Below are 22,716 nucleotides of genomic sequence, written 5' to 3' on the forward strand. Positions count from 1 at the left end.
AGGTCTGCCACAAAATCGTCAGTCACTCCACAGAGCTGCAATTGAAGTGGGACCAAACGATAGAGGAGAATGACCAATGGCACTGACACATAACCTGGGGTTTCCGCGTATTGGTGCGCAACGGGAACTGAAGCGTGCGCTCGAGGCATACTGGCGCGGCGATATCGGTAATGAGCAACTCAAAACCACGGCAGCGGAATTGCGGAAGCGGCACTGGCTTTTGCAGCGCGAGCAGGGGATTGACCTCATTCCTGTAGGCGATTTCGCCCTTTATGACCAGATGCTGAACATGACCGCACTGCTGGGTGCAATACCTGCACGCTTCGGAGCAGACAAGGGTAAAACAGAGCTGGACTTGTACTTCGCCATGGCGCGCGGCACTGTCGATCAGCCTGCGATGGAGATGACCAAATGGTTCGACACCAACTATCACTATATCGTCCCGGAATTCGATGCACATACCTGCTTTCGCATAGGTTCCGAGCAACTCTTCAGGGAAGTTGCCGAAGCCCAGGCGCTCGGCATCAAGCCTAAAGCCGTCTTGATCGGGCCGTTGACCTACCTGTATCTTGGAAAAGAGGTCGTCCAGCAGGACGAACAGGAATTCAGCCGCCTCGATTTGTTACTCCAACTGTTACCGGTATATCGCGATATTCTCGTCCGGCTTGCGTCGCTAGGCGTGGAATGGGTACAGATCGACGAACCTGTGCTGGCCCTCGACCTGGACGAGGAATGGCTGCGGGGTTTGGATCAGGCTTATGCTGGTTTGCGGGAATCGACAGACGGACAAGCACAAGGCCGCTCGGCGCTTGCCCGGCTCCCTAAAATTCTTTTAGCGACTTATTTCGATGGCGTGAACAATCATGCCGAGCGATTGAAGAAGTTACCCGTGGAAGGCCTCCATATCGATTTGTGCCGGGCGCCTGGTCAACTCGGTATTTTTCTGGAGGGTTACCCGGCTGGAAAAGTGCTGTCCTTGGGCATTATCGATGGGCGTAATATCTGGCGGGCAGATCTTGCTCCCACCTTCTCGGTTTTGTCGCATGCCCAGCTCCTTCTCGGGGAAAGATTGTGGATTGCGCCGAGTTGCTCACTTCTGCATTGTCCAGTGGATCTGGAACTGGAAAGCAGTCTGGAGCCTGAAATAAGAAACTGGCTGGCTTTCTCGGTACAGAAATTAAAAGAAGTCTCTATCCTGGGGCAAGGGCTGAATCAGGGTGAGCATTCGATACGCCAGCAACTGGATGCTTCCACCGCAGCCAGACAGGCTCGGCGGCAGTCATCGCGCATCCACAACCCGGTGGTACAGGACCGTCTGAATCGCCTGACTGAACAGGATGGCCGGCGCAAGAGCCCGTTCAGGGTCAGGCAGAAACTGCAACGGGAGCGGCTACAGCTTCCGCTTCTGCCTACCACAACCATTGGGTCATTTCCTCAGACAGCGGAGATCCGCAAAGCGCGCGCGGCTTTCAGGAAAGGAGAGCTCGGCAATTTGCAATATCTTGAAGCGATGCGGGAAGAGATACGACTGGCGATCAGAAAACAGGAAGAAATCGGGCTCGATGTACTGGTGCATGGCGAGGCCGAGCGCAACGATATGGTCGAGTATTTTGGCGAACAGCTATGGGGTTATGTCTTCACGGAGAATGGATGGGTGCAAAGCTATGGCTCGCGCTGCGTGAAACCGCCGATTCTCTACGGGGATATTTACCGGCCCGAGCCCATGACGACTGAATGGATTCGATATGCGCAAAGCCAGACTGGAAAGCCGGTCAAGGGGATGCTGACCGGTCCCGTTACAATGTTGATGTGGTCGTTCGTGCGTGATGACCAGCCGCGCTCCGTCACCGCGCTGCAGCTCGCCCTTGCCATTCGGGACGAGGTTGTGGATCTGGAGGAGGCGGGCATTGCGATTATCCAGATCGACGAGCCCGCTTTTCGCGAGGGCCTGCCCTTGAAAAAGCGAGATTGGAATGCATACCTGGAATGGGCGGTGCATGCCTTCCGTGTCGCCAGCTCGGGCGTAAGGGATGACAGCCAAATACACACCCATATGTGCTACTCGGAATTCAATGACATTCTCCCGGCCATTGCCGATATGGATGCAGATGTAATCACGATCGAAACGTCACGTTCACGCATGGAGCTGCTGGACGGGTTCGGCCATTTCAAATATCCCAACGAGATTGGGCCGGGCGTCTATGACATCCACTCCCCGCGGATTCCCCGTTCGCGGGAGATGCTGGAGTTGCTGGAGAAAGCCTGCGAGGTGATCGACCCTGACCAATTATGGGTCAACCCGGATTGCGGGCTGAAGACGCGGGGATGGGGGGAAGTCATGACCGCCTTGAAGCAAATGGTGGAAGCCGCACATCTGTTACGGGCTCGTCTCGGATATTCGGAAGATGAGTTGCAACCTGAGGCATCCGCATCCGATAAGGAACCAGCGCGGGTCAGGGTGGGATAATCCGGTCTTCGGCAGAGGGTTTTCCGGGCGCTTTTCCGGCCTCTGGTTGCGGGGACGTGTGCAGCACCTTTATCAGGTTTGCTTCGAGCTGGATCACTGACCTGGAGTCGCTCAAAATGCTTCCTGTAATCAGAAAAGTATCCTCGGCACGCTCGCCCAATGTGTTTATCCTGGCACTGTGGACGTTCAACCCAAACCGCACAAGCACTTGAGCAATGCGCGAGAGCAAACCGGGCTGGTCGCCTGCCGTGATGGACAGCACATAATAGGCGCCGCTGTCGTCTGGCTCGATACTGACTTGCGGCGTGATCGGAAAATGCCTGAGGTGGCGGCTCAGGCGCCCTTTCACGGGGGGCGCCAGTAAAGCCTGCTGCTCCAATTGCTGTGTCAGCTCCTGCTCGATGAACTGAAACTCCCGCGGATCATGGTTTGCAACATTGAAGGGGTCCAGCACCAGAAAACTGTCGAGCGCATACCCCTCGCGGGTCGTGTGGATTTTTGCCTGGACGATATTGTAGTCGATACGGTCGAAAAAGCTGCAGATGCGGGCAAACAAGTCCTTCTGGTCGGCCGTATAAACCAGTACCTCTACTCCTGCCCCGGTTTCAGCGGCGCGTGTTTTGACTACCGGTGTCGGTGACTTCATCCTCTGGCTCAGGTGCTGGGTGTGCCAGGCAATTTCCCGGGGATCGTGCATCATCAGATAGCTGGAATCGAGCCCGGACCAGAGCCGCTCATAGGCGCGCATCGCTGCATCATCCGGATGCAGCAGTTGCAGCACCTTGTTTTTGCGATTTTCCAGCGAAATGTCGGTGAGCGCCGTTTCGCCGCAAAGATACTGCCGGGTGCGATGGAACAGATCCTCAAGCAGCTTACCTTTCCATGCGTTCCATACCTTGGGGCTGGTGCCCCGGATATCCGCAACCGTGAGCAGGTAAAGCGCGATGAGATGCCGTTCATCCCGCATACTTGTGGCGAAGTCCGCTATGACGTCTGTATCCGCTATGTCTTTTTTTTGTGCCGTGGCGGACATGCGCAAATGATTCTCCACCAGCCAGACGACCAGTTCGGTATCCTCTGCGGGTATTCGGTGCCGTTCACAGAAGCGCCTCGCGTCGATCTTGCCGAGCAAGGAGTGATCCCCTTGCCGACCTTTGGCAATGTCGTGGAACAGTCCGGCAAGATAGAGTAATTCAGGCCGTTCGAATTCATTGATAAGTCTGCTGCAGAGCGGATATTCATAGGCGAATTCGGGTGCCATGAAGCGGCGCAGATTTCGCACGACCATCAGGATGTGCTCATCCACCGTATATACATGGAAGAGATCATGTTGCATCTGGCCGACAATCCTGCCAAAAGCAGGAATGTAGCGCCCCAGAATGCCGTAGCGGTTCATCAACCGGAGCTCGCGTGTCAGTCCGCGAGGTTGACGCAGTATTTCCATGAACATGGCGCAATGACGTGGCTCGCGGTGAAATGAAGCCGTAATGAGCCGCGCCGAACGCCACATCGCTCTCAATGTGGCGAAGCTTCGGCCTTTCAGGTCGGGGTTTTGTTGCAGGAGCAGAACACTTTCCAGTATCGTGCCCGGATCTCGCTCAAAAATATCCTCGTCGCGTATCTCCAGCAGGTTGCCGCGCTTCTGAAACCGCTCATTGATGATCGTTGTCACCGCCTCCTCATCCGGAAAAATTTCCGCATGCAGGGTAAGCAGCAAAATGGTATTGACCTGCGTCACCGATCTTGCGGCGCGGTAGTACCGTTGCATCAGCATCTCTCCGGGACGGCGCGGCGGCTTCCCCGCGATGCCAAGTTCTTCGGCCAGGGGATTCTGGTAATCGAATAACAGGCGGTCTTCGCGCCTGCCACCGAGGTAGTGCAACCGGATGCGGAGGTCTTGCAGCACAGCCTGCTGACGCTGGATGAGTCTGGCCTCGCGGTGGGTGATGTAGCCTTTTTTCGCCAGTTCCGACCAGGTCTTTCCGAATCCGGCAGCACGGCTGATCCACAACACGTTTTGCAGATCGCGCAGGCCGCCGGGACCCTCCTTTATATTCGGCTCGAGCTTGTAGGGCGCGTCCTGGTATCGCTTATGACGCTGCTGCTGTTCGAACTGTTTGTCGACGAAGAATTTCCGGGGTGCAAGCATGGCTTCCATTACCTGCAGGAACCGATCGAACAGATTGAGGTTGCCGACAAGGAGGCGGGCTTCCAGCAGGCTGGTCTGCACGGTAATGTCGTTGGCTGCCTCCTCGCCACATTCCGCCACCGTGCGCACGCTATGGCCGATATCCAGGCCGATATCCCACAGCAATCCTACCCAGTGCTCCAGGCGGGTCTCGAGCCCATCGTTCATCGCCTCGGCAGCATTCCCCTTGTCCGGAAGCAACACCACCAGATCGATATCGGAATAGGGAAAAAGCTGTCTTCGGCCGTATCCGCCCACGCTCAGCAGGGCGATGGAGCCAGGCATGTTCATTTCATGCCATACCTGGCGGAGAATGCGGTCCACCAGGCGACTGTGATCCCGCAGCAGGGCTGTGCCGTTTCCGTTCTCGTGGTAGCGGCGCTGCAACGACTCGCGACCGCTCAACAGCTTCTGCCTGACCGCTTCGTGGCTGAAAGGTTTTGCATTCAGCCCCTTCATTGTCGTCAGGAACGGAGGGTGGGCTGCGGCGGAGTGCCGCCCGACTGTGTCAACACTTCGTATCCTGTTTCCGTGACGAGCACGGTATGCTCCCATTGCGCCGACAGACTGTGATCCTTGGTGACAACGGTCCAGCCATCGGCCAGCTGGCGAATCTGCGGCTTGCCGGCGTTGATCATGGGCTCGACGGTGAAGATCATTCCGGCTTTGAGTTCAAGTCCTGTGCCGGCGCGACCGTAGTGAAGCACCTGGGGTTCTTCATGGAATTTTGCTCCGATTCCATGGCCGCAGAATTCCCGCACCACGCTGTATCCATGGTCTTCCGCATACTGCTGAATGGCGTGACCGATATCCCCCAAGCGTTTTCCAGGTTTGATGATCTCAATACCCTGCCACATTGCTTCATAGGTTACCTTGCACAGGCGCTTCGCCTGGATGCCGGGTTCGCCGATGAGATACATCCGGCTGGTATCACCGTGATACCCGTCTTTGATGACGGTTACATCGATATTGACGATATCTCCGGATTTGAGTCTCTTATGCCCCGGTACACCATGACAAACCTGATGGTTGACCGAGGTGCAGATCGATTTCGGGTAAGGGGAATAGCCGGGAGGGGCATAATTGAGCGGCGCAGGAATGGTATCCTGCACATTCACCATGTAATCGTGACACAGCTTGTCAAGCTCGTCGGTCGTCACTCCAGGCTTGACGAACGGCGTGATGTAATCCAGCACTTCCGATGCAAGTCTGCCCGCTACCCGCATTTTCTCTATTTCATCAGGGGATTTGAGATGCACCGTCATACAGATTCCAGAGCCATGAGCCGATAAATGTGAATGAAAAGCTTATATGATGAGGATGGAAATATCTTATTGCAAGACTTGCTGAGCCGCAGCAAGGTCAGAAAAACCGCGGCGGAAGAATAATTCCCTGAAAATCACACACCCATGAGCATGACAGGAGGGAGAAGCAGGCGGAGAGGGAAAGGAATATTCTGCATTCAAGGTTTTCCAGATTCTTTATTGCGCTGCCGTGTTCGCCTTGCCATGCGTTCCTGCACTTGGCTCGCAAGTGGTCCTTGTGATACGGCTATTCGGAAATTCCGCCTTTAACTTTTCCAGTCGCCCCTCCAGGTCCGGGGAGGAGTTCTCCGCGACGAACTTGACCTGCTCGACGTTCCTTGCCCCGATAATGGCGGATACGACCCGTTTAGTCCTCAGGGTCGCCAGAGAGGCGCGGGCGTCCTCGATTTTTTCAAAAAATCCCAGCGAAATCGCATTGTTCCACTTGCTGTCGCCTTCCACGATCTGGTAAGTGGTAATATCGCGCCGCTTGAGCTCTCCTATCTTCCGTTCGGCGTGTTGCTTGTTCATGAGCGGGGGAATGTGCACCCAGTAATAGGGCACCATGCCCATGGTTCGGGGTTTCAATTTGCCATCGAGATTATGCCGGGAAATGGCTGCTTCGACATGGGCTATATCCGGTTGGGCAAAGGCTTCCCATTCCAGGCAGACAGATGGGGGTGGCGGGGCAGCCTCTGATGAAGGTCCGGTTTTCGCTTGAAGCTCCGCTGACAGGGAGGCTCTGCTGCTTTCATCCGGTTTAAGCTGGATATATAGCGCGAAAGCGAGGTTGATAAACAACAATAGAAAAAATAATGCTTTCATTACGGATAAGGTTATTGTTGTTATATTGTTGTTATACGGCCTTTGCCTTAAAATGCGCAGTCAAATCAAAATACCCATTACTTTCTTCGGAGTCTCAGGAATGCAAGGCATCAAGCTAATTTCGATGATTACCGCATCGGCTGCATTGGCCCTGTCCAGCCATGTTTTTGCGGAAACGCCTCCCCAGGCTGTCAAAACGGCAGGAGATGCGGCTAAAGGTCAGCAAATCGCCACCCAGGTTTGTGCCGCCTGTCATGGTGCGGATGGCAACAGTATGATTCCTGCAAATCCGAATCTGGCTGGACAGCATGCCGAGTATATCATCAAGCAGCTCAATAATTTCAAGTCGCAGAACGGTAAGCCGGCAGAGCGCGATAGCGCGGTGATGTCAGCCATGGTTGCGCCGCTTTCCGACGAGGATGTAAGGAATGTCTCAGCTTATTACGCTCAGCAGAAGCCCAAGCCGGGGGTGGCCAACAACAAGGAACTCGCCGAGCTGGGGGAAAAAATATATCGAGGCGGAAATCTTGAAACCAATGTTCCCGCCTGCTCCAGTTGCCATTCTCCCAACGGTGCCGGTATTCCTCCCGTTTATCCCCAGCTCGCCGGGCAGCATGCAGAGTATTCTGCTGGGCAGTTGCGCGCATTCCGGACCGAGCAGCGGGCAAACGATGCGAACAAGGTTATGCACGTGATCGCAACGCGGATGAGCGAAAAAGAAATGGAGGCGGTGTCCGAGTTCATTTCGGGTCTTCGCAAGTAGTAAAAGTCGGGGATTCCGAAGTTATCGCAGAGGGACGCTGCTGGTAAAATCGGGGTGACCGGGATGGCTACAGGGCGCAGATACGGTCAACGGAAGCAGTCCGTTCGCGCGATCTGTAGTCCGGCAAGGCTACGGAAAGGGAGTCGGGGTGGAATGCGGTCCAGTTCCAGTAGTCAGGTCTAAGCCTGCGTTCGCAGCGCAGTATCTTCAGAGGAAGATACTGCCTCGCTATCAGCGGCAACTGCCCGCTGTTTTTATTCCCGCGCGAAGATTTTTTCAGCGGCGGCCAGCGTTTTGCTGATTTCAGCATCACCGTGTGCCGCGGAAACAAATCCGGCTTCAAACGCTGATGGGGCGAAATAAATACCCTCGTCGAGCATGGCGTGGAAAAACCCATTGAAAGCCTCGCGGTCACAGCTCATCACTTCCGCGTAACTTTTCGGCGCGCTTTCCCGGAAATAGAGCCCGAACATGCCCCCTACAGCCTGCGCACAAAAAACCACGCCGTGTTTTGTTGCGGCCGCGGCAAGACCTTCGGTAAGTTCACGGGTACGCGCGGCGAGTTTGTCGTAGAACCCCGGTACCTGCACCCGCTTCAATGTGGCGAGACCGGCAGCAACCGCAACCGGATTTCCCGAAAGTGTACCCGCCTGGTAGACGGCTCCCACCGGCGCAAGGCATTGCATGATTTCTCGCCGGCCTCCAAACGCAGCCATCGGCATACCACCGCCGATCACTTTGCCCAGTGTGGTGAGATCGGGTTTTATTCCGTAAAGTCCCTGGGCACACTCCAGTCCGACGCGAAAGCCTGTCATCACCTCATCGAAGATCAACACGCTGCCGTGGCGCGTGCATAATTCGCGCAAACCCGGCAGGAAGCCCGGCTGAGGCGCGATAAGATTCATGTTGCCCGCAACAGGCTCGACAATGACCGCCGCGATTTCGGCACCGAACTGATTGAAAGCCTGTTCAACACCGGCGAGATCATTGTAATCGAGCACAACCGTGCTGGAAGCCGTTTCCGCGGGGACGCCCGCAGAACTTGGATGGCCGAAAGTCAGGGCGCCGGAGCCTGCCTTCACCAGCAGGGCGTCGTCATGGCCGTGATAACAGCCTTCAAACTTGATAATGCGATTCCGACCGGTATAACCGCGCGCTAGTCGGATGGCGCTCATGGTTGCTTCGGTCCCGGAGCTTACCAGCCTGACCTGCTCGATTGACGGCACCAACCGGCACAGCAGTTCCGCGATCTCCAGTTCCGCCTCAGTGGGCGCCCCAAAAGTCAAGCCGTTTTTTGCTGCCGCATAGACCGCATCAATCACTTCAGGATGGGCATGCCCGAGAATCAGAGGGCCCCAGGAACCGACATAATCTATGTAGGACTTGTCATCCGCATCCCATGCATAGGCACCCTCACCCTTTCTGAAAAAAACCGGCGTGCCGCCTACCGATTTGAAGGCGCGAACCGGCGAGTTGACCCCCCCGGGAATGAATTTTTGCGACTGCTCGAACAATTGCTGGTTGCGTGACATTATTGACTGGTCCTTGACAATGAGGGATGAAACGACTGACGCTTGAATAATCCGGAGAACTTGGCGGCTTCGGAACGGATATCTCGTGCGCCAAACAGAGCGTTGCTGACTGCTACAGCATCCGCACCGGCGCTGATCAACACTAGGGCATTATCGCTATTGATGCCGCCTATGGCGACAATGGGAATCCTGATCTCAAGATTTCCCTGCTGTAGCAGGTCAACGGAAGCAGGCACGGTATCGGGCTTTGTGACGGAACTGAAAAAAGCCCCGAAAGCAACGTAATCCGCCCCATTGCACTCGGCTTCGATGGCAGATTCGAGTTCGTTGTAGCAGGAAATTCCGATGATCTTTTCATGACCCAGTTTAAGCCGGGCTTGAGAAATGGGTGCATCTTCCCGTCCCAGATGCACTCCATCCGCCCCGACCTCGAGAGCAAGATCGATATGATCGTTGATGAGGAGGGGAACGTCAAACCGGCGGCAGAGATGAGCGAGCGCGCGCGCCTGTTCCCGGCGCAGCTCCTCATTCATCGTTTTGCTGCGATATTGAACCAGTCGCGCACCTCCGGCAAGCGCGCTCCGTGTCATCGCGACCAGACTCGCTGTATCTCCTGTATCTGGCGTGATCGCATATAGACCGGTTATTTCTCGCCGCGGAGCAGCGCTACATCGCCTGATTTCGATCCTCGACACTGTTCTCATCACGCGCCCAGAATAGCCTGTCTGGCAGATGTTGCCCCATTCCAGGCCTGAACCCGGCTTTCAGGGATTGCCAGGTGTATTCCTGCGCTTCATATACACCCTCTGCAATAGGCAATCCATTGGCAAGCGTGGCGGCGATAGCAGAGGCGAGTGTGCACCCCGATCCATGATACGAGCCAGCCAGGCGATTCCACGCATCCGTGCGCACGATGCCGGTAGTTCCGTATAGGGTGTTCACCACTTGCGAAGTATTTTCATGGGTTCCGGTAACGAATACATATTCACATCCCAGGCGCAGCAATCGGCCTGCGCACTGGTGCAAATCCGGCATATCGGATTCATCCTCATAATCCTGCGCCAGTCGCCGTGCTTCCAGGCTGTTGGGCGTGATGATGGTTGCCTGCGGCAGCAGCAATTCCCGCATGGCAGCGACCATTTCCTCATTGGCGAGTTCATCGCCCCGGCCCGAGGCAAGCACAGGGTCCAGCACGACCGGAATGTTGGGATAATCCGAAACCACTTCGGCGATCGCCGCAATAATTTCCACACTGCCCAGCAAACCCATTTTAAACACATGCACGGGCATGTCCTCAAGAACTGCGCGTGCCTGATCCGTCACCCATTCTGCATCCAGCGCCATTACATCATCCACCCCGGCCGTATCCTGCACTGTCACGGCGGTGACGACCGAAAGGGGATGGCATCCCATGCTGGCCAGAGTGAGAATATCAGCCTGAATACCGGCGCCCCCGGTAGAGTCGCTGGCAGCAAAAGAAAGTACGATGGGGGGTGGCTGAGACATGAACTAATACCGTAAAATGATATTTTAACCCAAATACCCTTACTCATCATGACTACCACCGAAACGACCGAAGTGCGTGTCTACCGTTGCTATATGTGCCTGATTTGCGGTTATGTATATGATGAGGCCGAAGGGTCTCCGCAGGAAGGTATTCCGCCCGGAACAAGGTGGGAGGACGTACCGATGAACTGGACCTGTCCCGAATGTTCAGCGCGTAAGGAAGATTTTGAGATGGTGGAAATCTGAATGCGCATACTTCATACCATGCTGCGCGTGGGTGATCTGGAAAAGTCGATTGCCTTTTATACGGACGTGCTGGGAATGAAAGTGCTGCGCCGGAAAGATTATCCGGAGGGCAGGTTTACCCTCGCATTTGTCGGTTATCAGGATGAGGCTGAGGGAACGGTATTGGAACTCACCCACAACTGGGATACTGGCAAATACGACCTGGGCGCCGGTTACGGACATATTGCGATCGAAGTCGATAACGCTTACCAGGCGTGTGAGGAAGTGAAGAAACGGGGCGGCAAGGTTACACGCGAGGCAGGCCCGATGAAACATGGTGTCACCGTGATCGCGTTCGTGGAAGATCCTGACGGCTACAAGATCGAGTTCATCCAGAAAAAAACCGCGTAAAGCCTGGGCAACCAGGGGGGATATACATCGCAAATGTTATGCCTCTACACCTCCTCGCCTGGACGGCTCACTGGCTGCCCAAGCTTGCTGCCAAGGTCTATTCAAACCCGGAGGAGTCGGAGCATCATCTCGTGACATCCGGCGCTCTTTTGTTTATAGAAGTCTTGATGGATAACCCGCAGGATACCAGGTCCAGACGTCGATAATCTTTCGAACTTGTTTCCTTGATCAAGTTAATAAGGATCAATTTCAAGGAGCAGATCACTCCAACCATATGGATGAGCCAGATAACTCTACCCCGGCAGCCGTTAAGCCAAATATTCCTGCTCGGCTGCTGATTTCTGTTACGCGGCGTCTTTTCATCGCACTGGTGATTCTTTATGGCCTCTCATTGACCGCTGCTGCTCTATTGAGGGAGTCCATCTATATAGTGCCGCTGCTCGTATTCGCCAGTGGCGTGATTGGCGGATTTGTCGGTCTCCAACGCCGTCTGAAGGATTTGACTTTGTTCGATCTGGAGTTGATAGCGGAATCCTGGGTTTACACTGCTCTTTCTCCCCTGGTTGGGGGTGTGTTGGCTTTTTTGCTTTTTATACTTTTTCTTTCCGGTTTGCTATCCGGCGACCTGTTTCCCGTTTTTCTGCCTGATAGCAATTCATCCTCCGAAAGTTTCCTGTCGATCTTCGAGCAACATGGAGAAGGACACAAAGAATATGCAAAACTGATATTCTGGTCTTTTATGGCAGGCTTTTCCGAGCATTTTGTTACAGACGTGATCAGCAGATTTGAAGGAGCAGCAGTGAAAAGCTTGCCTTTAGCGGGGCAAGAAGAGTCTAAGCGAATTCAACGCTAAGACCACCCTGTAGATAACATCATCTGCTAGCATCGTCATACGCCTCAATAAAATCAACGTTCGTTATCCTGACGATCCTGCCAGTTGAAATAGAGGACAGCTATCGTAATGATGGCCAGAGGCAGGAGTACGTACAGGCCGAGCGCAAAACCTGCTCCGTCTCCATGATGAGGGGGTGGACTGCTGATGATCTTGTAACCATGTGCTGTTCCAACCAGGAGAGCGAGAACCAGACCCCCCATGCGGCGGTTTGCGATCAGCTTCCGGCCCGACAGTTCGTTCAACATGTGGGCCGCATAATAGCCAAGGAAATAGATGACGGTATAAAAAACCAAGGCGCCCATAACAGTTCAGATATCACTGATTTTCTTCCGGAACAATATTACCATCCGCGTCAGGATTCCGGACAATTCCCTAATTTGGCGGCAGGAGGGGGCAGAAGCTATAAACGGAACGCTGTGGCTGATATGACTGAAAAGTCCTCCAGTCAACGCTTGATTCCGTTCTCTCCGAATGTTCGCCAGATATCGAGGTTGATATCGGACCGCAGTGCAGGCAGATTCTTCTCCGCTTCTTCTACCCACGCGACGAGTTCCAGAACAATCCCGCCATCGACGAATTCCTTGAGATACACTGTAGGCGCAGGCTCGGCCAGTATCTGCTGCCGCCTCTTTGCCGCTTCCGACATGATTATCATCGCGGCCTCGATCGGACTGTCGTAGCTGATCCGCATCGGAAAGACAAGGCGCAATCGACGATCGGAGAAGGGATGGTTGATAACCGCCGAAGTAATGAAAACATCATTGGGGATGAGAATATTGGTGCCTTCCTCGCTCTTGAGTATCACATACCGCGTGGTGAGCGAAGTCACCTCGCCTTTGCGGTTATCCACCGTGACTATATCGCCGAGATGGAGGGAATGGTCCAGCAGAATGATAAACCCGCTGATGTAGTTGCTCGCGATTTTTTGCAGCCCCAGTCCGAGCCCGACGCCAAGTGCGCCGCCAAACACGGATAGAAACGTGATATCCACGCCGACCATGGGCAACGCAACCAACACGCCGATGACGATCAGAATGGTGCGGCTGATCTTCGACAAGATGACACGCTGGTTGATATTCAGCGCCCTCGCCATCATGATGCGCGTTTCAACCGAACTAGCAAGCGATGCAGCCACGAGCATGCTGACGGTGAACGCGATGAGACCCTGCGCGATCAGCAATATCGAAATGCGCTGCTTGCCGACATGCAGTGAAATGTCATCGAGAAGGGCCAGAATTTCGGGCAAAAGCCCTGTGATATAAAGCGCGAATCCTATCCACACCGTCCAGCCGATGAATCGTTCCCACGGGCGCAGCCACTCCTGGCGGCGAAATACCTTGCGCAGCATGTAGACCGCGGCCCGGATCAGGACGAGCGCGAACAGAATCGGGATAATGATATTGAGCAGGTGCGTCGGATACCAATAGTCCAGCGCCCACTTGCCGACGACAGTAAAGACCAGCGCAAAAAATGGAAACAGGAGCCGGCTCAGGCTGCGTGCGCTGATGGTTAACTTCCCGCCGGCGTTGACGCGCGCCGGAGCGCGCCGCATGAACTGTCTTTGCAACAACCATGCCATTCCCATGCTTGCAGTCAACACAGCAAGCTGCCACAGGACGGGGACTTGCTGCGCATGGACAAGCAGTTTGTTCAGCAGGCTCTGGAATTCAATGTCGAAGTGCATCCGTTGAAACAGGAAGAGGAACGGCGCCGGAAATGGATGGGCAAATGAATGGGCGGGTGCCAGATTCTAGCACGCGTGGATTACTTTCCCCTCATGCCATTTCGGCTCAGGAAAGCATATGCTCATACGTCTGGCCCACTTGAATCAGCGGTAAGGCCGCGCATGTCTGAAATGATCCAGCCAGTTTTCCAGGTAAAGGTCCACCAGCGCGGAATTCCCGCGCATCACGAGCACGTTTTCCGCATTCTTGTGCTGCGCCGCATGGGTGAAATTGAAGCTGCCGGTAATCAGCGTAGCCTGGGCGCTGCCTGCATCGATCAGCATCACCTTATTGTGGGCACTGCTGTGATTCGAGTCCATGAATACCAGTACACCTTGTGACGCCATTCTTGCAATCAGGCTGGTCGGAATTTTTTCGGTCTGCTCCCTGTCCGCAATGACTTTCACATCCACTCCGCGATGCCTGGCTGCGATTAAAGCATCGGCGATTCTGCGGTGGGTAAAACTGAAAGCCTGGACCAGAACCTGGGTACGGGCGCCATCGATGGCATCCGCGATCAGTTTCCCCGCATCCTGCCCGGGCGTGAAAGCAACCTGCACAGTACCGGAAGCGGACAGGACTGGAGGTGGCTTGCGATAGGAAGGGGGTTCAAACGCTGCGGCAGAGGTTGTCAGAAATACGGCAAGGCAGCCAGCCATATACTGCTTCACGGAGGGACTACAGCCTGGTGACATCATGTTTGAGCCTTTCCTGATTCCAGTGCGGCGGTAAAAAAGCCATCCGTACCGTGCAGCCTGGGTTGGAGTTGCATAAACACACCGGTGTCGAGCGGGATTTTTTGCTGGTGCAACAACTCGGCGCAATTCAGCAGGGTGAAGCGGGGATTATCCGCAATAAAATTCTCGACGATTTCCCGGTTTTCTTCCGGTAAAAAGCTGCAAGTGGCATAAACCAGTCTGCCACCCGGTTTAAGCAGGTTGGCCGCAGATGACAGAATGGCGGCTTGCTTGCGCTTGAGTTCCTCGATGCTTTGCGGCGACTGGCGCCATTTCAGATCCGGGTTTCGCCGCAGGGTTCCGAGCCCGCTGCAAGGTGCATCCACCAGCACCCGATCGATTTTTCCCGCCAGCCGTTTCACCTTTATGTCGTTTTCATTGGCGATGAGCTGAGGATGGAGGTTCGATAAACCGGAGCGCTTGAGACGGGGCTTGAGATTGTTCAGCCGCTTTTCCGAATTATCGAAAGCATAGATGCGCCCTTGCGAACACATCAGCGCGCCCAGCATCAGCGACTTTCCTCCCGCTCCCGCGCAGAAATCCACTACCATGTCCCGGCGCTTGGGCGCAAGCAGATAACCCAGCAGCTGGCTGCTTTCATCCTGGACTTCGACCTTGCCGCTTATGAACACTTCATGGCGGTTGATCGCCGGCTTCCCTGTGAGGCGGATGCCGATCGGCGAGTAGGGCGTCGGCGTGCCTTCGATTCCATCTTTTCCCAACAGCTCGATGACTTCTTCGCGCCTCGCAAGCTGTGTATTGACACGCAGATCGAGGGGTGCGGGTGCTTGCAGCGAGCGGCCCAGGTCAAGGATGGCACCATCATCCATGAATTCCCGCAGTTTTTCCAACAGCCACTCCGGAAATTCGGCCTGGACGCCAAGTGGCTGCGCTTCCAGCGACACAGCTTTCATTTCCGCAAGCCGTTTTGCTTCTGTTTCACTCACCAGGGGCGTCAACTCGCGCAAGTTCATTCCCGAGAATTTCGCCAGATAAGCCAGCAGGAGCGAGCGAGGTGTGGCAATTTCCACGACGCGTTCCAGAAAAAAACGATGCCGCAGAATACCGAATACGGTTTCAGCGATGAACGCGCGATCGTTCACGCCGAGTTTCCGATTGTCCTGGAAAAAATGCCGCAGCAACGAATCAGCCGGATGTTGCAGTGGAATTACAGCGCGCAATGCAGCGGTTGCCATGTCGAGATGAGCAGGGGTAAGACGTATGGTCATCAATTATCGATACTGCTCGGGAGAAGCGGGCACAAAGCAGCCCTTAGCAGGACAAGCAGGCACAAAGGAAATATTCAGGCAGGCGACACGCACTGCCCGGCACAACCGCTCTGACGTCCCCGGTGATTTTACAGGTTTGCCGCAGCCGAGCCTATTGCAGGCGGCCCTGTTTTAGGCCGTTCATCGGCCCTCCATAACTTATTTTTGTCACCATCTGATCCGTCACGATGCCGATTTTTTCGGTAGCCACGACGCGGACTGGCAGCATATGGTGATCGACGGCAAGCCAGATTTTTTTATCCCGATCCCCTTCTTTTTCCAGCTGCTTCGTCAGCACGATCGTTTCGAGCTTGCCCATGGGAGTATCCAGTGTTTCCTTGCTGACTGCATAGCGCACCGGATCCAGGTGCTTTCCATCGGTTTCATGCAGGTTTACCATTTTGCCCGGGGCGGAAGTAAACATGAAGCTGTAGAGCAGGCTCAGCTTGTCCTGGGCATTGGCAGGCAGCGCTTTTTGCTCTTCCCCGCGTTTATGCTGAAGGGTGATCAGTTTCTTGCTCCAATCGAAAATTGCCACTTTGGGCACCTTGTTTCCGTGCTGATCCGAAAACCGCTCCGGCCGCAACGTCCCCTGGGTGGTGATAATGCCTTCACTGTCACGCACCAGGGTGTCCGGTTGTGTCAGCGCCAACAGGCCTTTGGCCTTGCCCTCGCTGTACAGGCTGTAGCGGCGCTCGCCGTTTTCCTGAGTGATTTTCAGTGTGTCATTCATGTCCGCTTCGAGGCTTCCGGATGTGACCGAATAACTGATATCGACCCGCGACGGCACCTCTGTGCCGCAGGTAGCGCAAGCGGAAAAAGCGGGAAAAGCAAAAAAAACTGCTCCCGACAACAGGGCTAGAAATAAAAATCTCATTTGGATAGTCCCGGTGAATATAAAACAGAATCGTCGAAATCGGCATCGCTCACCTCAACACTGTTATCAGAGAGCTTCAGCCGATCTTTCATAAACCAGCGCACGGCTTCAGGATAAATACGATGTTCCTGTTGCAGCACGCGCGCGGCCAGCGTTTCCTCGGTATCACTTGGCATGACCTGAACAGCCGCCTGGATAATGATCGGACCCCGATCCGTTTCGGCGGTGACAAAATGCACGGTGCATCCATGCACCTTCACACCTTCCTTCAACGCCTGCCTGTGGGGGTGCAGGCCGGGAAAAGCGGGCAGCAGCGAGGGATGAATGTTTATCAGCCTGCCTTCATAGCGGCTGACAAAACTGCCCCCGAGAAGGCGCATGAAACCGGCCAGGGCGATGAGATCCGGTGCGTAGGCATCGATGACCTCCGCCAGTTTCTGGTCAAACGCTTCGCGATCCGGGTATGACCTTTGGTCCAACACAATGGTTTCATAGCCGCGGCTACGCGCGATTTCGAGTCCTGGCGCCCCCGGCTTGTTGCTGATGACCGCAGCTATCCGGGCGGGGAGATTCGCTTCCAGCAGTGCCTGCATATTGCTGCCCCGACCGGAGATAAGGATTACGAGTGACTTCATGGGTCAGCAGCAGGATTCAGATCCGCCCGTGCTTCGGTGCTTCACGCTGCTCACTCGACGATCGTCTGGGATTCATTCGCGCGCCGTTCGCGGATGGTTCCAATGCGCCACGCGATTTCTCCCATGGATTGCAGCAACTGCGTGGCAGCGCCGATATACTCCGGCGCCACGATGACAGCCATGCCAATGCCACAGTTGAAAACGCGGTGCATTTCGCTATCCGCCACATTGCCTCCCCGCTGCAGCCAGGCAAAAAGCGGAGGCATCTCCCAGGTTTCTTTCTTCAGTATTGCCGTAAGGTCTTCAGGCAGGATGCGTGGAATATTTTCCAGCAGACCACCGCCTGTGATATGCGCCATGCCTTTAACCGGTACATGCTTGATGAGTTCGAGCAGAGGCTTCACATAAATCCGGGTAGGCGCCATGATTACGTCTATTAACGCCTTGCCATGGAAATCGGCAGACAAATCCGTATTATTTTTTTCGATGATCTTGCGGATCAGGGAGTAGCCATTTGAATGGGCGCCGCTCGAAGCAAGCCCCAGCACTGCATCGCCCGCCTCGATGGTTGTGCCCGTGATGATTCGATCCTTTTCGACCGCGCCGACAGCGAAACCCGCAAGATCATACTCGCCTTCCGGATACATGCCCGGCATTTCAGCGGTTTCTCCACCGATCAAGGCACATCCGGCCTGTTCGCACCCGGCGGCAATACCTTTCACTACCCGAGTGGCGGTATCCACGTCCAGCTTTCCGCACGCGAAATAGTCCAGGAAAAACAGCGGTTCTGCTCCCTGTACCAGAATATCGTTCACGCTCATCGCAACCAGGTCGATGCCGACTGTGTCGTGTTTGCCAGATTCGAACGCCAGCTTCAGCTTGGTACCTACCCCGTCCGTACCCGCTACCAGTACCGGGTTGTTGAATTTTCGGGAAATTTCGAAAAGCGCGCCAAAGCCGCCGATGCCAGCCAGCACTTCCGGCCGCAGGGTACGTTTTGCGTAGGGCTTGATGTTTTCCACCAGGCGTTCGCCCGCATCGATATCGACGCCGGCAGCATGGTAAGAGAGTGGAGCGAGGTTTTCTTCCGGGGGCTTGGATGTGGTCAAGTTGAATTCTCGTCCTGTTACAGATAGAGTGGCGTTTGAAGCCGCAATTTTACCGCAAATGGCGCACAAGGAACCTAACACGGAGCCTCAACACCGTTCCCCTGACCGTTCGAGTTTGATAGGTTTTTCGGACAATACTCCCGATCTGCGTCTGCGTCCGTAGCGCCTGTTTCTTATCCTGATATCCAGTAACAGCTCCCTCGTTGATGAAGCAATTGCCGCTGGACATAGTCCCTCCGCCACCGACCTTGTCCAATTTCGTGTCGGGCCGCAATGCTGAGTTGTTGCAAACCCTGGATAACATTCTAATGGGGCGGGAGCACGAGCGTTTTGTTTATCTATGGGGCGGAACGGGTTGCGGAAAAAGTCATCTGCTGCAAGGCGCGGCCAGTGAGTGCAAGCGCAATGACATGAACACGCTTTATTTCGCATGTGGCGAGAGAACGTCTTTCGCGAATGGCAGCGAGGCCGATTGCGTGATGGTGGACGACGTGGATCGCCTTGGCGCCGATGCCCAGATCGGACTGTTTCATCTCTATAATCGTATCCGTGACGAAGGGCAAGCGTTCCTGCTGGTAAGCGGTTCTGTCGCTCCCGCGCAGCTGAAGCTGCGCGAAGACCTGCTTACGCGCCTTGCATGGGGCCTGGTGTACGAGGTTCACGAATTGACTGATGAGGAAAAAATGGAAGCCATGAAAAACCACGCCAGCAGCCGCGGCCTTGCTTTGCCGCAGGAGGTATGTGACTACCTGCTGCGGCATGAGCGGCGCGATTTGACTTCCCTGATGGCGAAGCTTGACGCGCTGGATAAATATTCGCTGGCGAGTCACCGGAAAATAACCATTCCGCTGGTACGCGAGCTATTGCAGGTCGCCTCATGAATCTTGCTTTGTTTGACCTCGATAATACGCTGCTTGCAGGCGATAGCGACTTCCAGTGGGGACAGCACCTCATCGAGCAAGGAGTGCTCGACCGCGAAGTTCATGAAGCCCGCAATATCGAATTCTACGAGCAGTACAAGGCCGGCACCCTGGATATCCAGGAATTCCTGGACTTTCAGTTGAAGCCCCTGTCGCGTCATCCTCGCAGTCAGCTGGATGCCTGGCACAGGGATTTCATGGAAAAAAGGATTCTGCCCCTGATCACACTGCAGGCGCGCAAGCTCGTCAATCGGCACATGCTTGGGGGCGATTTATGCATCATCATTACGGCAACCAACAGTTTTGTAACGGGCCCGATTGCAAGGGCGTTCGGCATAAATCATCTCATCGCTACCGAGCCGGAGCAGAGGGATGGGGAGTTCACGGGCAGGGTTTCCGGCCCTCCCTGTTTCCGCGAGGGCAAGATCATGCGCCTGGAAAGCTGGCTGGACCATCATAACCTGACCTGGTTATCTTTCCTGGAAAGCTGGTTTTACAGTGACTCTTTAAATGATCTGCCGCTGCTTAAAAAAGTGACCCGTCCGGTGGCGGTCGATCCTGACGCAACACTCAGGGCACATGCGGAAAAAAACGGGTGGCCCGTCATTAGCCTGCGATAGCGGTCAGAGGGGGGCCGTAGAGGTGGGTGCTAAAGGCGGGCGAGAGGATGGCAAAGAGCAGCCCATGCTGCCTATGCTGAAACGACCCGACGGAAACCGGCAGTTGTTCCGCTGTCCGCCGCTGCTTCCTCCCAGTCGCGGCCATTGAATGTCTGCGCATTGACATGACATCAGGCGCAGCCTTCGCCAAATATCCGTATCCTCTGCTGCTGGTTCTCTTCGGTCTGCTGGCCATGGGCAGCCTTTTCATCGGCTTGCTGTTCGGCAGCGTCCATATTCCGGTTACGGGCGTCGTTCAGGCGCTGCTGTCTTCAACCGAAAGCATCTCCCATCAGATTATCTGGCAACTTCGGTTGCCACGGGTACTGGCCGCTTTTGCCTGCGGCGGTCTTCTGGCACTGGCGGGCGCGCTGTTGCAGGTTTTATTGCGCAATCCTCTCGCCGATCCGTATATCCTGGGGGTTTCGGGGGGCGCAGCCGTAGGCGCACTCCTTGCCATGCTCCTTGGGTGGGGAACTCTGCTGACGAATCTGACGTCCCTTGGGGGAGCTTTGGCGGCTGTTGCCATTGTATTCGGCCTGAGTTTTCGCGCAGGCAACTGGAATCTTTACCGGCTGCTTCTGACCGGTGTGGTGTTGTCCGCTGGCTGCGGGGCGCTCACAACGTTGATTCTTACCCTTGCGCCGGCGAGCGATGTCAAGGGCATGCTGTTCTGGTTGATGGGCGATGTTTCGCGTGCCGAAGAACCGTTACCTGCCTGGATAACGCTCATTCTCGTATCCGCCGTGAGCCTGCTTTTTTCCGGGAGCCTGAACGTTTTGGCACTGGGTCAAATGAAGGCAAGAACCTTAGGCGTGGCTGTGCTACCGTTGCAAATAGGGATTTATTTTTGCGCATCGCTCGCCACCGTGGCGGCGCTGATGCTCGCGGGGGTTATCGGTTTCGTCGGCCTGATCGTGCCGCATGCGGTCCGCCTGCTAGGGATCAGTAATTTTCGCTGGTTGTTGCCCCTGGCGGTATTATTGGGGGGAAGCTTTCTCACGCTGGCGGATACCCTGGCGCGCACGCTATGGGCGCCCCAACAGTTGCCTGTGGGTGTATTGACCGCTTTGCTGGGCGTACCGATGTTATTGCTGCTGCTTTCACGAAAACCTTGATCATTTCCGCCTCATGAACGGGCGTTATCATGAGCCGATACCGGGCCATCATCACTAACGGCGTAAGGAATTTTCATCCCGCCTACTTCGCCATGGTGATGGCAACCGGCATCGTATCTCTTGCCTTTGAAGCGATGGGTTTTTCCGCCATAGCAAAGGCGCTCTTCGTGCTGAATCTGATTTTCTATCTGGCCTTGTGCATCGTCCTCGTCGCGAGGATGACATTTTTCCTGCCGGATCTGAAGGCGGATTTCCTGACGCTGCGACGCGCCTGGCTGTTTCTGACATTCGTGGTGGGAACCAATACGGTCGGCATGCAACTGTTTGTCTTCGAGCATGCCACTGTGCTGGCAGCGTCACTTTGGCTGGTGGCGTTGATTGGCTGGTTCATATGCATTTATTCCGTTGTCGTCAATCTCGTCTCCGCACGCTCGAAACCCATCCATGAAATCGTGAGCGGTGCGACGCTGCTGGTTGCAGTGGGCACGGTCTCGGTTGCCCTGCTTGCGATTCATCTGCTCGATGCAATGGCAACACCGCCTGGTTACGTTTACTTTGCAGTGGGTGCATTCTGGACTTTCGGATTCCTCCTGTACCTGGTGATCGTATCGCTGGTAACCTATTGCCTGTTTTTCAGACGGTTCGAACTTGCGAACTGGGACGCTCCTTACTGGATCTGCATGGGGGCCGCCGCCATCATTACCCTGGCAGGTGCGGACTTTGTCACGCATTTGCCCCTTCTCCCCGCATGGAACGGTGTACGGGAGTGTGCATTATGGATGACCCTGTTCGCCTGGGCTGTCGGCACAGTGTGGATTCCCTATCAGGTGATCATGGATATCCGTAAATTCATGCGTGTCGGGATCGCTGGCCCCGTACCGCTGTGCGTTAAAGTTTTTCCCTGGTCCCGGCTGGCATTGGGTCGGCAATATCAGGTTTATGATCCTCCGGCATGGAGCAGGGTCTTTCCGATGGGAATGTACACAGCTTGCACGCTTGCCCTGGCGAAGGCGGCGGGGAATGAATCCCTGGCGGTTATTCCGCACTATTGGGGTTGGTTCGCATTGCTGATATGGGCGCTGACATTGATGGGCACGCTACGTTCCCTTATTGGCGCATTCGCGTCCGAGTAAGCGGATTGCGGCAACCAGGCTTATGAGGCACGTAAGCGCGGATACATAGGGGCGAATTTCTGTCCGGGAAGCTAACTGATATATGATGAAGCGCGTGCTGGGTGTCATCTGGGAAGAGCACTGATGCTGCCAGGGGAGCCGTCAAGGCGATCCGCGAAAGCGTAAAGGTGCTTGCAAACCAAGCAGCTTGGGCCTTCTGGCCGAGGACAAGGAGCCAGTATCGGGAGTGGATCATTGATCTCGGGGACGGCTATGTGGTCTCTACCGCTATGACGGAAATGCAGTGATTCTGCAGTACGCCGCCAGAAGGAGGTTGGTTACTAATAGGGCCTCGAGAGGGAGTAAAAATCGGGTTGCAAAACCGAGGTCAATTCACCCAGCTCACCCCGAAGGCGATAATTCCGACACATCTTGTATGCA

23 protein-coding genes are annotated in these 22,716 nt (G+C 55.2%); 10 read left to right on the forward strand and 13 right to left on the reverse strand.

What is annotated here, in order from left to right:
• Positions 1-76: 76 nt before the first annotated feature.
• The gene (metE, locus tag BMY01_RS11030) at positions 77-2,467 is read left to right on the forward strand and encodes a 5-methyltetrahydropteroyltriglutamate--homocysteine S-methyltransferase (protein WP_074747128.1); all 2,391 of its coding nucleotides are present in this window, start codon (positions 77-79) and stop codon (positions 2,465-2,467) included.
• On the opposite strand, the gene BMY01_RS11035 is transcribed toward metE, so the two are convergent.
• From BMY01_RS11035 to BMY01_RS11045, 3 genes are all read right to left on the reverse strand, one after another.
• Entirely contained in the window at positions 2,454-5,114 is a 2,661-nt protein-coding gene (locus BMY01_RS11035) for a [protein-PII] uridylyltransferase (protein ID WP_074747130.1), read from the reverse strand. The two genes, metE and BMY01_RS11035, sit on opposite strands and share 14 nt — an antisense overlap.
• A 5-nt stretch (positions 5,115-5,119) precedes the next feature.
• Positions 5,120-5,920 (reverse strand): type I methionyl aminopeptidase, encoded by an 801-nt coding sequence (gene map, locus BMY01_RS11040; RefSeq protein WP_074705853.1) that lies wholly within the window; start codon positions 5,918-5,920, stop codon positions 5,120-5,122.
• A gap of 216 nt (positions 5,921-6,136) precedes the next feature.
• Positions 6,137-6,784 carry a hypothetical protein gene (locus tag BMY01_RS11045; RefSeq protein WP_074747132.1) on the reverse strand — a complete coding sequence of 216 codons (648 nt, stop codon included), beginning with the start codon at positions 6,782-6,784 and terminating at the stop codon, positions 6,137-6,139.
• Between the two features lie 100 nt (positions 6,785-6,884).
• On the opposite strand from BMY01_RS11045, the gene BMY01_RS11050 reads away from it, so the two are divergent.
• A complete protein-coding gene (locus BMY01_RS11050) occupies positions 6,885-7,547 on the forward strand; it encodes a c-type cytochrome (protein ID WP_074747134.1) in 663 nt (220 codons plus the stop codon).
• A gap of 254 nt (positions 7,548-7,801) precedes the next feature.
• On the opposite strand, the gene hemL is transcribed toward BMY01_RS11050, so the two are convergent.
• Genes hemL through thiD form a run of 3 tightly spaced genes read right to left on the reverse strand, consistent with a single transcriptional unit; the run spans position 7,802 to position 10,585 of the window.
• A complete protein-coding gene (hemL, locus tag BMY01_RS11055; RefSeq protein ID WP_139176877.1) occupies positions 7,802-9,082 on the reverse strand; it encodes a glutamate-1-semialdehyde 2,1-aminomutase in 1,281 nt (426 codons plus the stop codon).
• On the reverse strand, positions 9,079-9,783 hold the full coding sequence (gene thiE, locus BMY01_RS11060) for a thiamine phosphate synthase (RefSeq protein WP_074747138.1): 705 nt from the start codon (positions 9,781-9,783) through the stop codon (positions 9,079-9,081). The genes hemL and thiE overlap by 4 nt, the downstream gene beginning before the upstream one ends.
• Positions 9,746-10,585, reverse strand: a complete 840-nt coding sequence (gene thiD / locus BMY01_RS11065) for a bifunctional hydroxymethylpyrimidine kinase/phosphomethylpyrimidine kinase (RefSeq protein WP_074747140.1) — start codon at positions 10,583-10,585, stop codon at positions 9,746-9,748. The genes thiE and thiD overlap by 38 nt, the downstream gene beginning before the upstream one ends.
• A 48-nt stretch (positions 10,586-10,633) precedes the next feature.
• Here thiD and BMY01_RS11070 point away from each other — a divergent pair, with 48 nt between their 5' ends.
• The 4 genes from BMY01_RS11070 (at position 10,634) to BMY01_RS11080 (ending at position 12,074) form a co-directional block, all read left to right on the forward strand.
• Positions 10,634-10,831, forward strand: coding sequence for a rubredoxin (locus tag BMY01_RS11070; protein ID WP_011381910.1), 198 nt, complete (start codon positions 10,634-10,636; stop codon positions 10,829-10,831).
• Entirely contained in the window at positions 10,832-11,221 is a 390-nt protein-coding gene (gene gloA, locus BMY01_RS11075; protein ID WP_074705869.1) for a lactoylglutathione lyase, read from the forward strand.
• Between the two features lie 38 nt (positions 11,222-11,259).
• Entirely contained in the window at positions 11,260-11,427 is a 168-nt protein-coding gene (locus BMY01_RS17810) for a hypothetical protein (protein ID WP_175463249.1), read from the forward strand.
• Between the two features lie 68 nt (positions 11,428-11,495).
• Positions 11,496-12,074, forward strand: coding sequence for a hypothetical protein (locus BMY01_RS11080; RefSeq protein ID WP_074747142.1), 579 nt, complete (start codon positions 11,496-11,498; stop codon positions 12,072-12,074).
• Positions 12,075-12,127: 53 nt separating this feature from the next.
• Here BMY01_RS11080 and BMY01_RS11085 read toward each other — a convergent pair whose 3' ends face one another.
• From BMY01_RS11085 to purM, 7 genes are all read right to left on the reverse strand, one after another.
• On the reverse strand, positions 12,128-12,418 hold the full coding sequence (locus BMY01_RS11085; protein ID WP_074747144.1) for a hypothetical protein: 291 nt from the start codon (positions 12,416-12,418) through the stop codon (positions 12,128-12,130).
• Between the two features lie 143 nt (positions 12,419-12,561).
• Positions 12,562-13,800 carry a mechanosensitive ion channel family protein gene (locus BMY01_RS11090; RefSeq protein WP_074747146.1) on the reverse strand — a complete coding sequence of 413 codons (1,239 nt, stop codon included), beginning with the start codon at positions 13,798-13,800 and terminating at the stop codon, positions 12,562-12,564.
• A 144-nt stretch (positions 13,801-13,944) separates the two neighbouring features.
• Complete coding sequence (locus BMY01_RS11095; protein ID WP_074747148.1) at positions 13,945-14,538, reverse strand: phospholipase D family nuclease; 594 nt, start codon at positions 14,536-14,538, stop codon at positions 13,945-13,947.
• A complete protein-coding gene (locus BMY01_RS11100; protein ID WP_074747336.1) occupies positions 14,535-15,800 on the reverse strand; it encodes an RsmB/NOP family class I SAM-dependent RNA methyltransferase in 1,266 nt (421 codons plus the stop codon). The genes BMY01_RS11095 and BMY01_RS11100 overlap by 4 nt, the downstream gene beginning before the upstream one ends.
• 157 nt (positions 15,801-15,957) lie before the next feature.
• On the reverse strand, positions 15,958-16,722 hold the full coding sequence (locus BMY01_RS11105; protein WP_074747150.1) for a DUF3108 domain-containing protein: 765 nt from the start codon (positions 16,720-16,722) through the stop codon (positions 15,958-15,960).
• Positions 16,719-17,357 (reverse strand): phosphoribosylglycinamide formyltransferase, encoded by a 639-nt coding sequence (purN, locus tag BMY01_RS11110; RefSeq protein WP_074747152.1) that lies wholly within the window; start codon positions 17,355-17,357, stop codon positions 16,719-16,721. The genes BMY01_RS11105 and purN overlap by 4 nt, the downstream gene beginning before the upstream one ends.
• Positions 17,358-17,407: 50 nt before the next feature.
• Entirely contained in the window at positions 17,408-18,466 is a 1,059-nt protein-coding gene (gene purM / locus BMY01_RS11115) for a phosphoribosylformylglycinamidine cyclo-ligase (RefSeq protein ID WP_074747154.1), read from the reverse strand.
• 206 nt (positions 18,467-18,672) lie between these two features.
• Between purM and hda the strand changes: the two genes are divergently transcribed.
• The 4 genes from hda to BMY01_RS11135 all read left to right on the forward strand — a co-directional run bounded on the left by hda (position 18,673) and on the right by BMY01_RS11135 (position 22,296).
• A complete protein-coding gene (gene hda, locus BMY01_RS11120) occupies positions 18,673-19,347 on the forward strand; it encodes a DnaA regulatory inactivator Hda (protein ID WP_074747156.1) in 675 nt (224 codons plus the stop codon).
• Entirely contained in the window at positions 19,344-20,006 is a 663-nt protein-coding gene (locus BMY01_RS11125; protein ID WP_074747158.1) for a histidinol-phosphatase, read from the forward strand. The genes hda and BMY01_RS11125 overlap by 4 nt, the downstream gene beginning before the upstream one ends.
• A gap of 164 nt (positions 20,007-20,170) precedes the next feature.
• Positions 20,171-21,163, forward strand: coding sequence for a FecCD family ABC transporter permease (locus BMY01_RS11130; protein WP_074747160.1), 993 nt, complete (start codon positions 20,171-20,173; stop codon positions 21,161-21,163).
• Between the two features lie 29 nt (positions 21,164-21,192).
• The gene (locus BMY01_RS11135) at positions 21,193-22,296 is read left to right on the forward strand and encodes a tellurite resistance/C4-dicarboxylate transporter family protein (protein ID WP_074747162.1); all 1,104 of its coding nucleotides are present in this window, start codon (positions 21,193-21,195) and stop codon (positions 22,294-22,296) included.
• Positions 22,297-22,716: the final 420 nt, after the last annotated feature.

The organism is Nitrosospira multiformis, from assembly GCF_900110185.1.
In the GTDB taxonomy this organism is placed as follows: Bacteria; Pseudomonadota; Gammaproteobacteria; order Burkholderiales; family Nitrosomonadaceae; genus Nitrosospira; species Nitrosospira multiformis_A.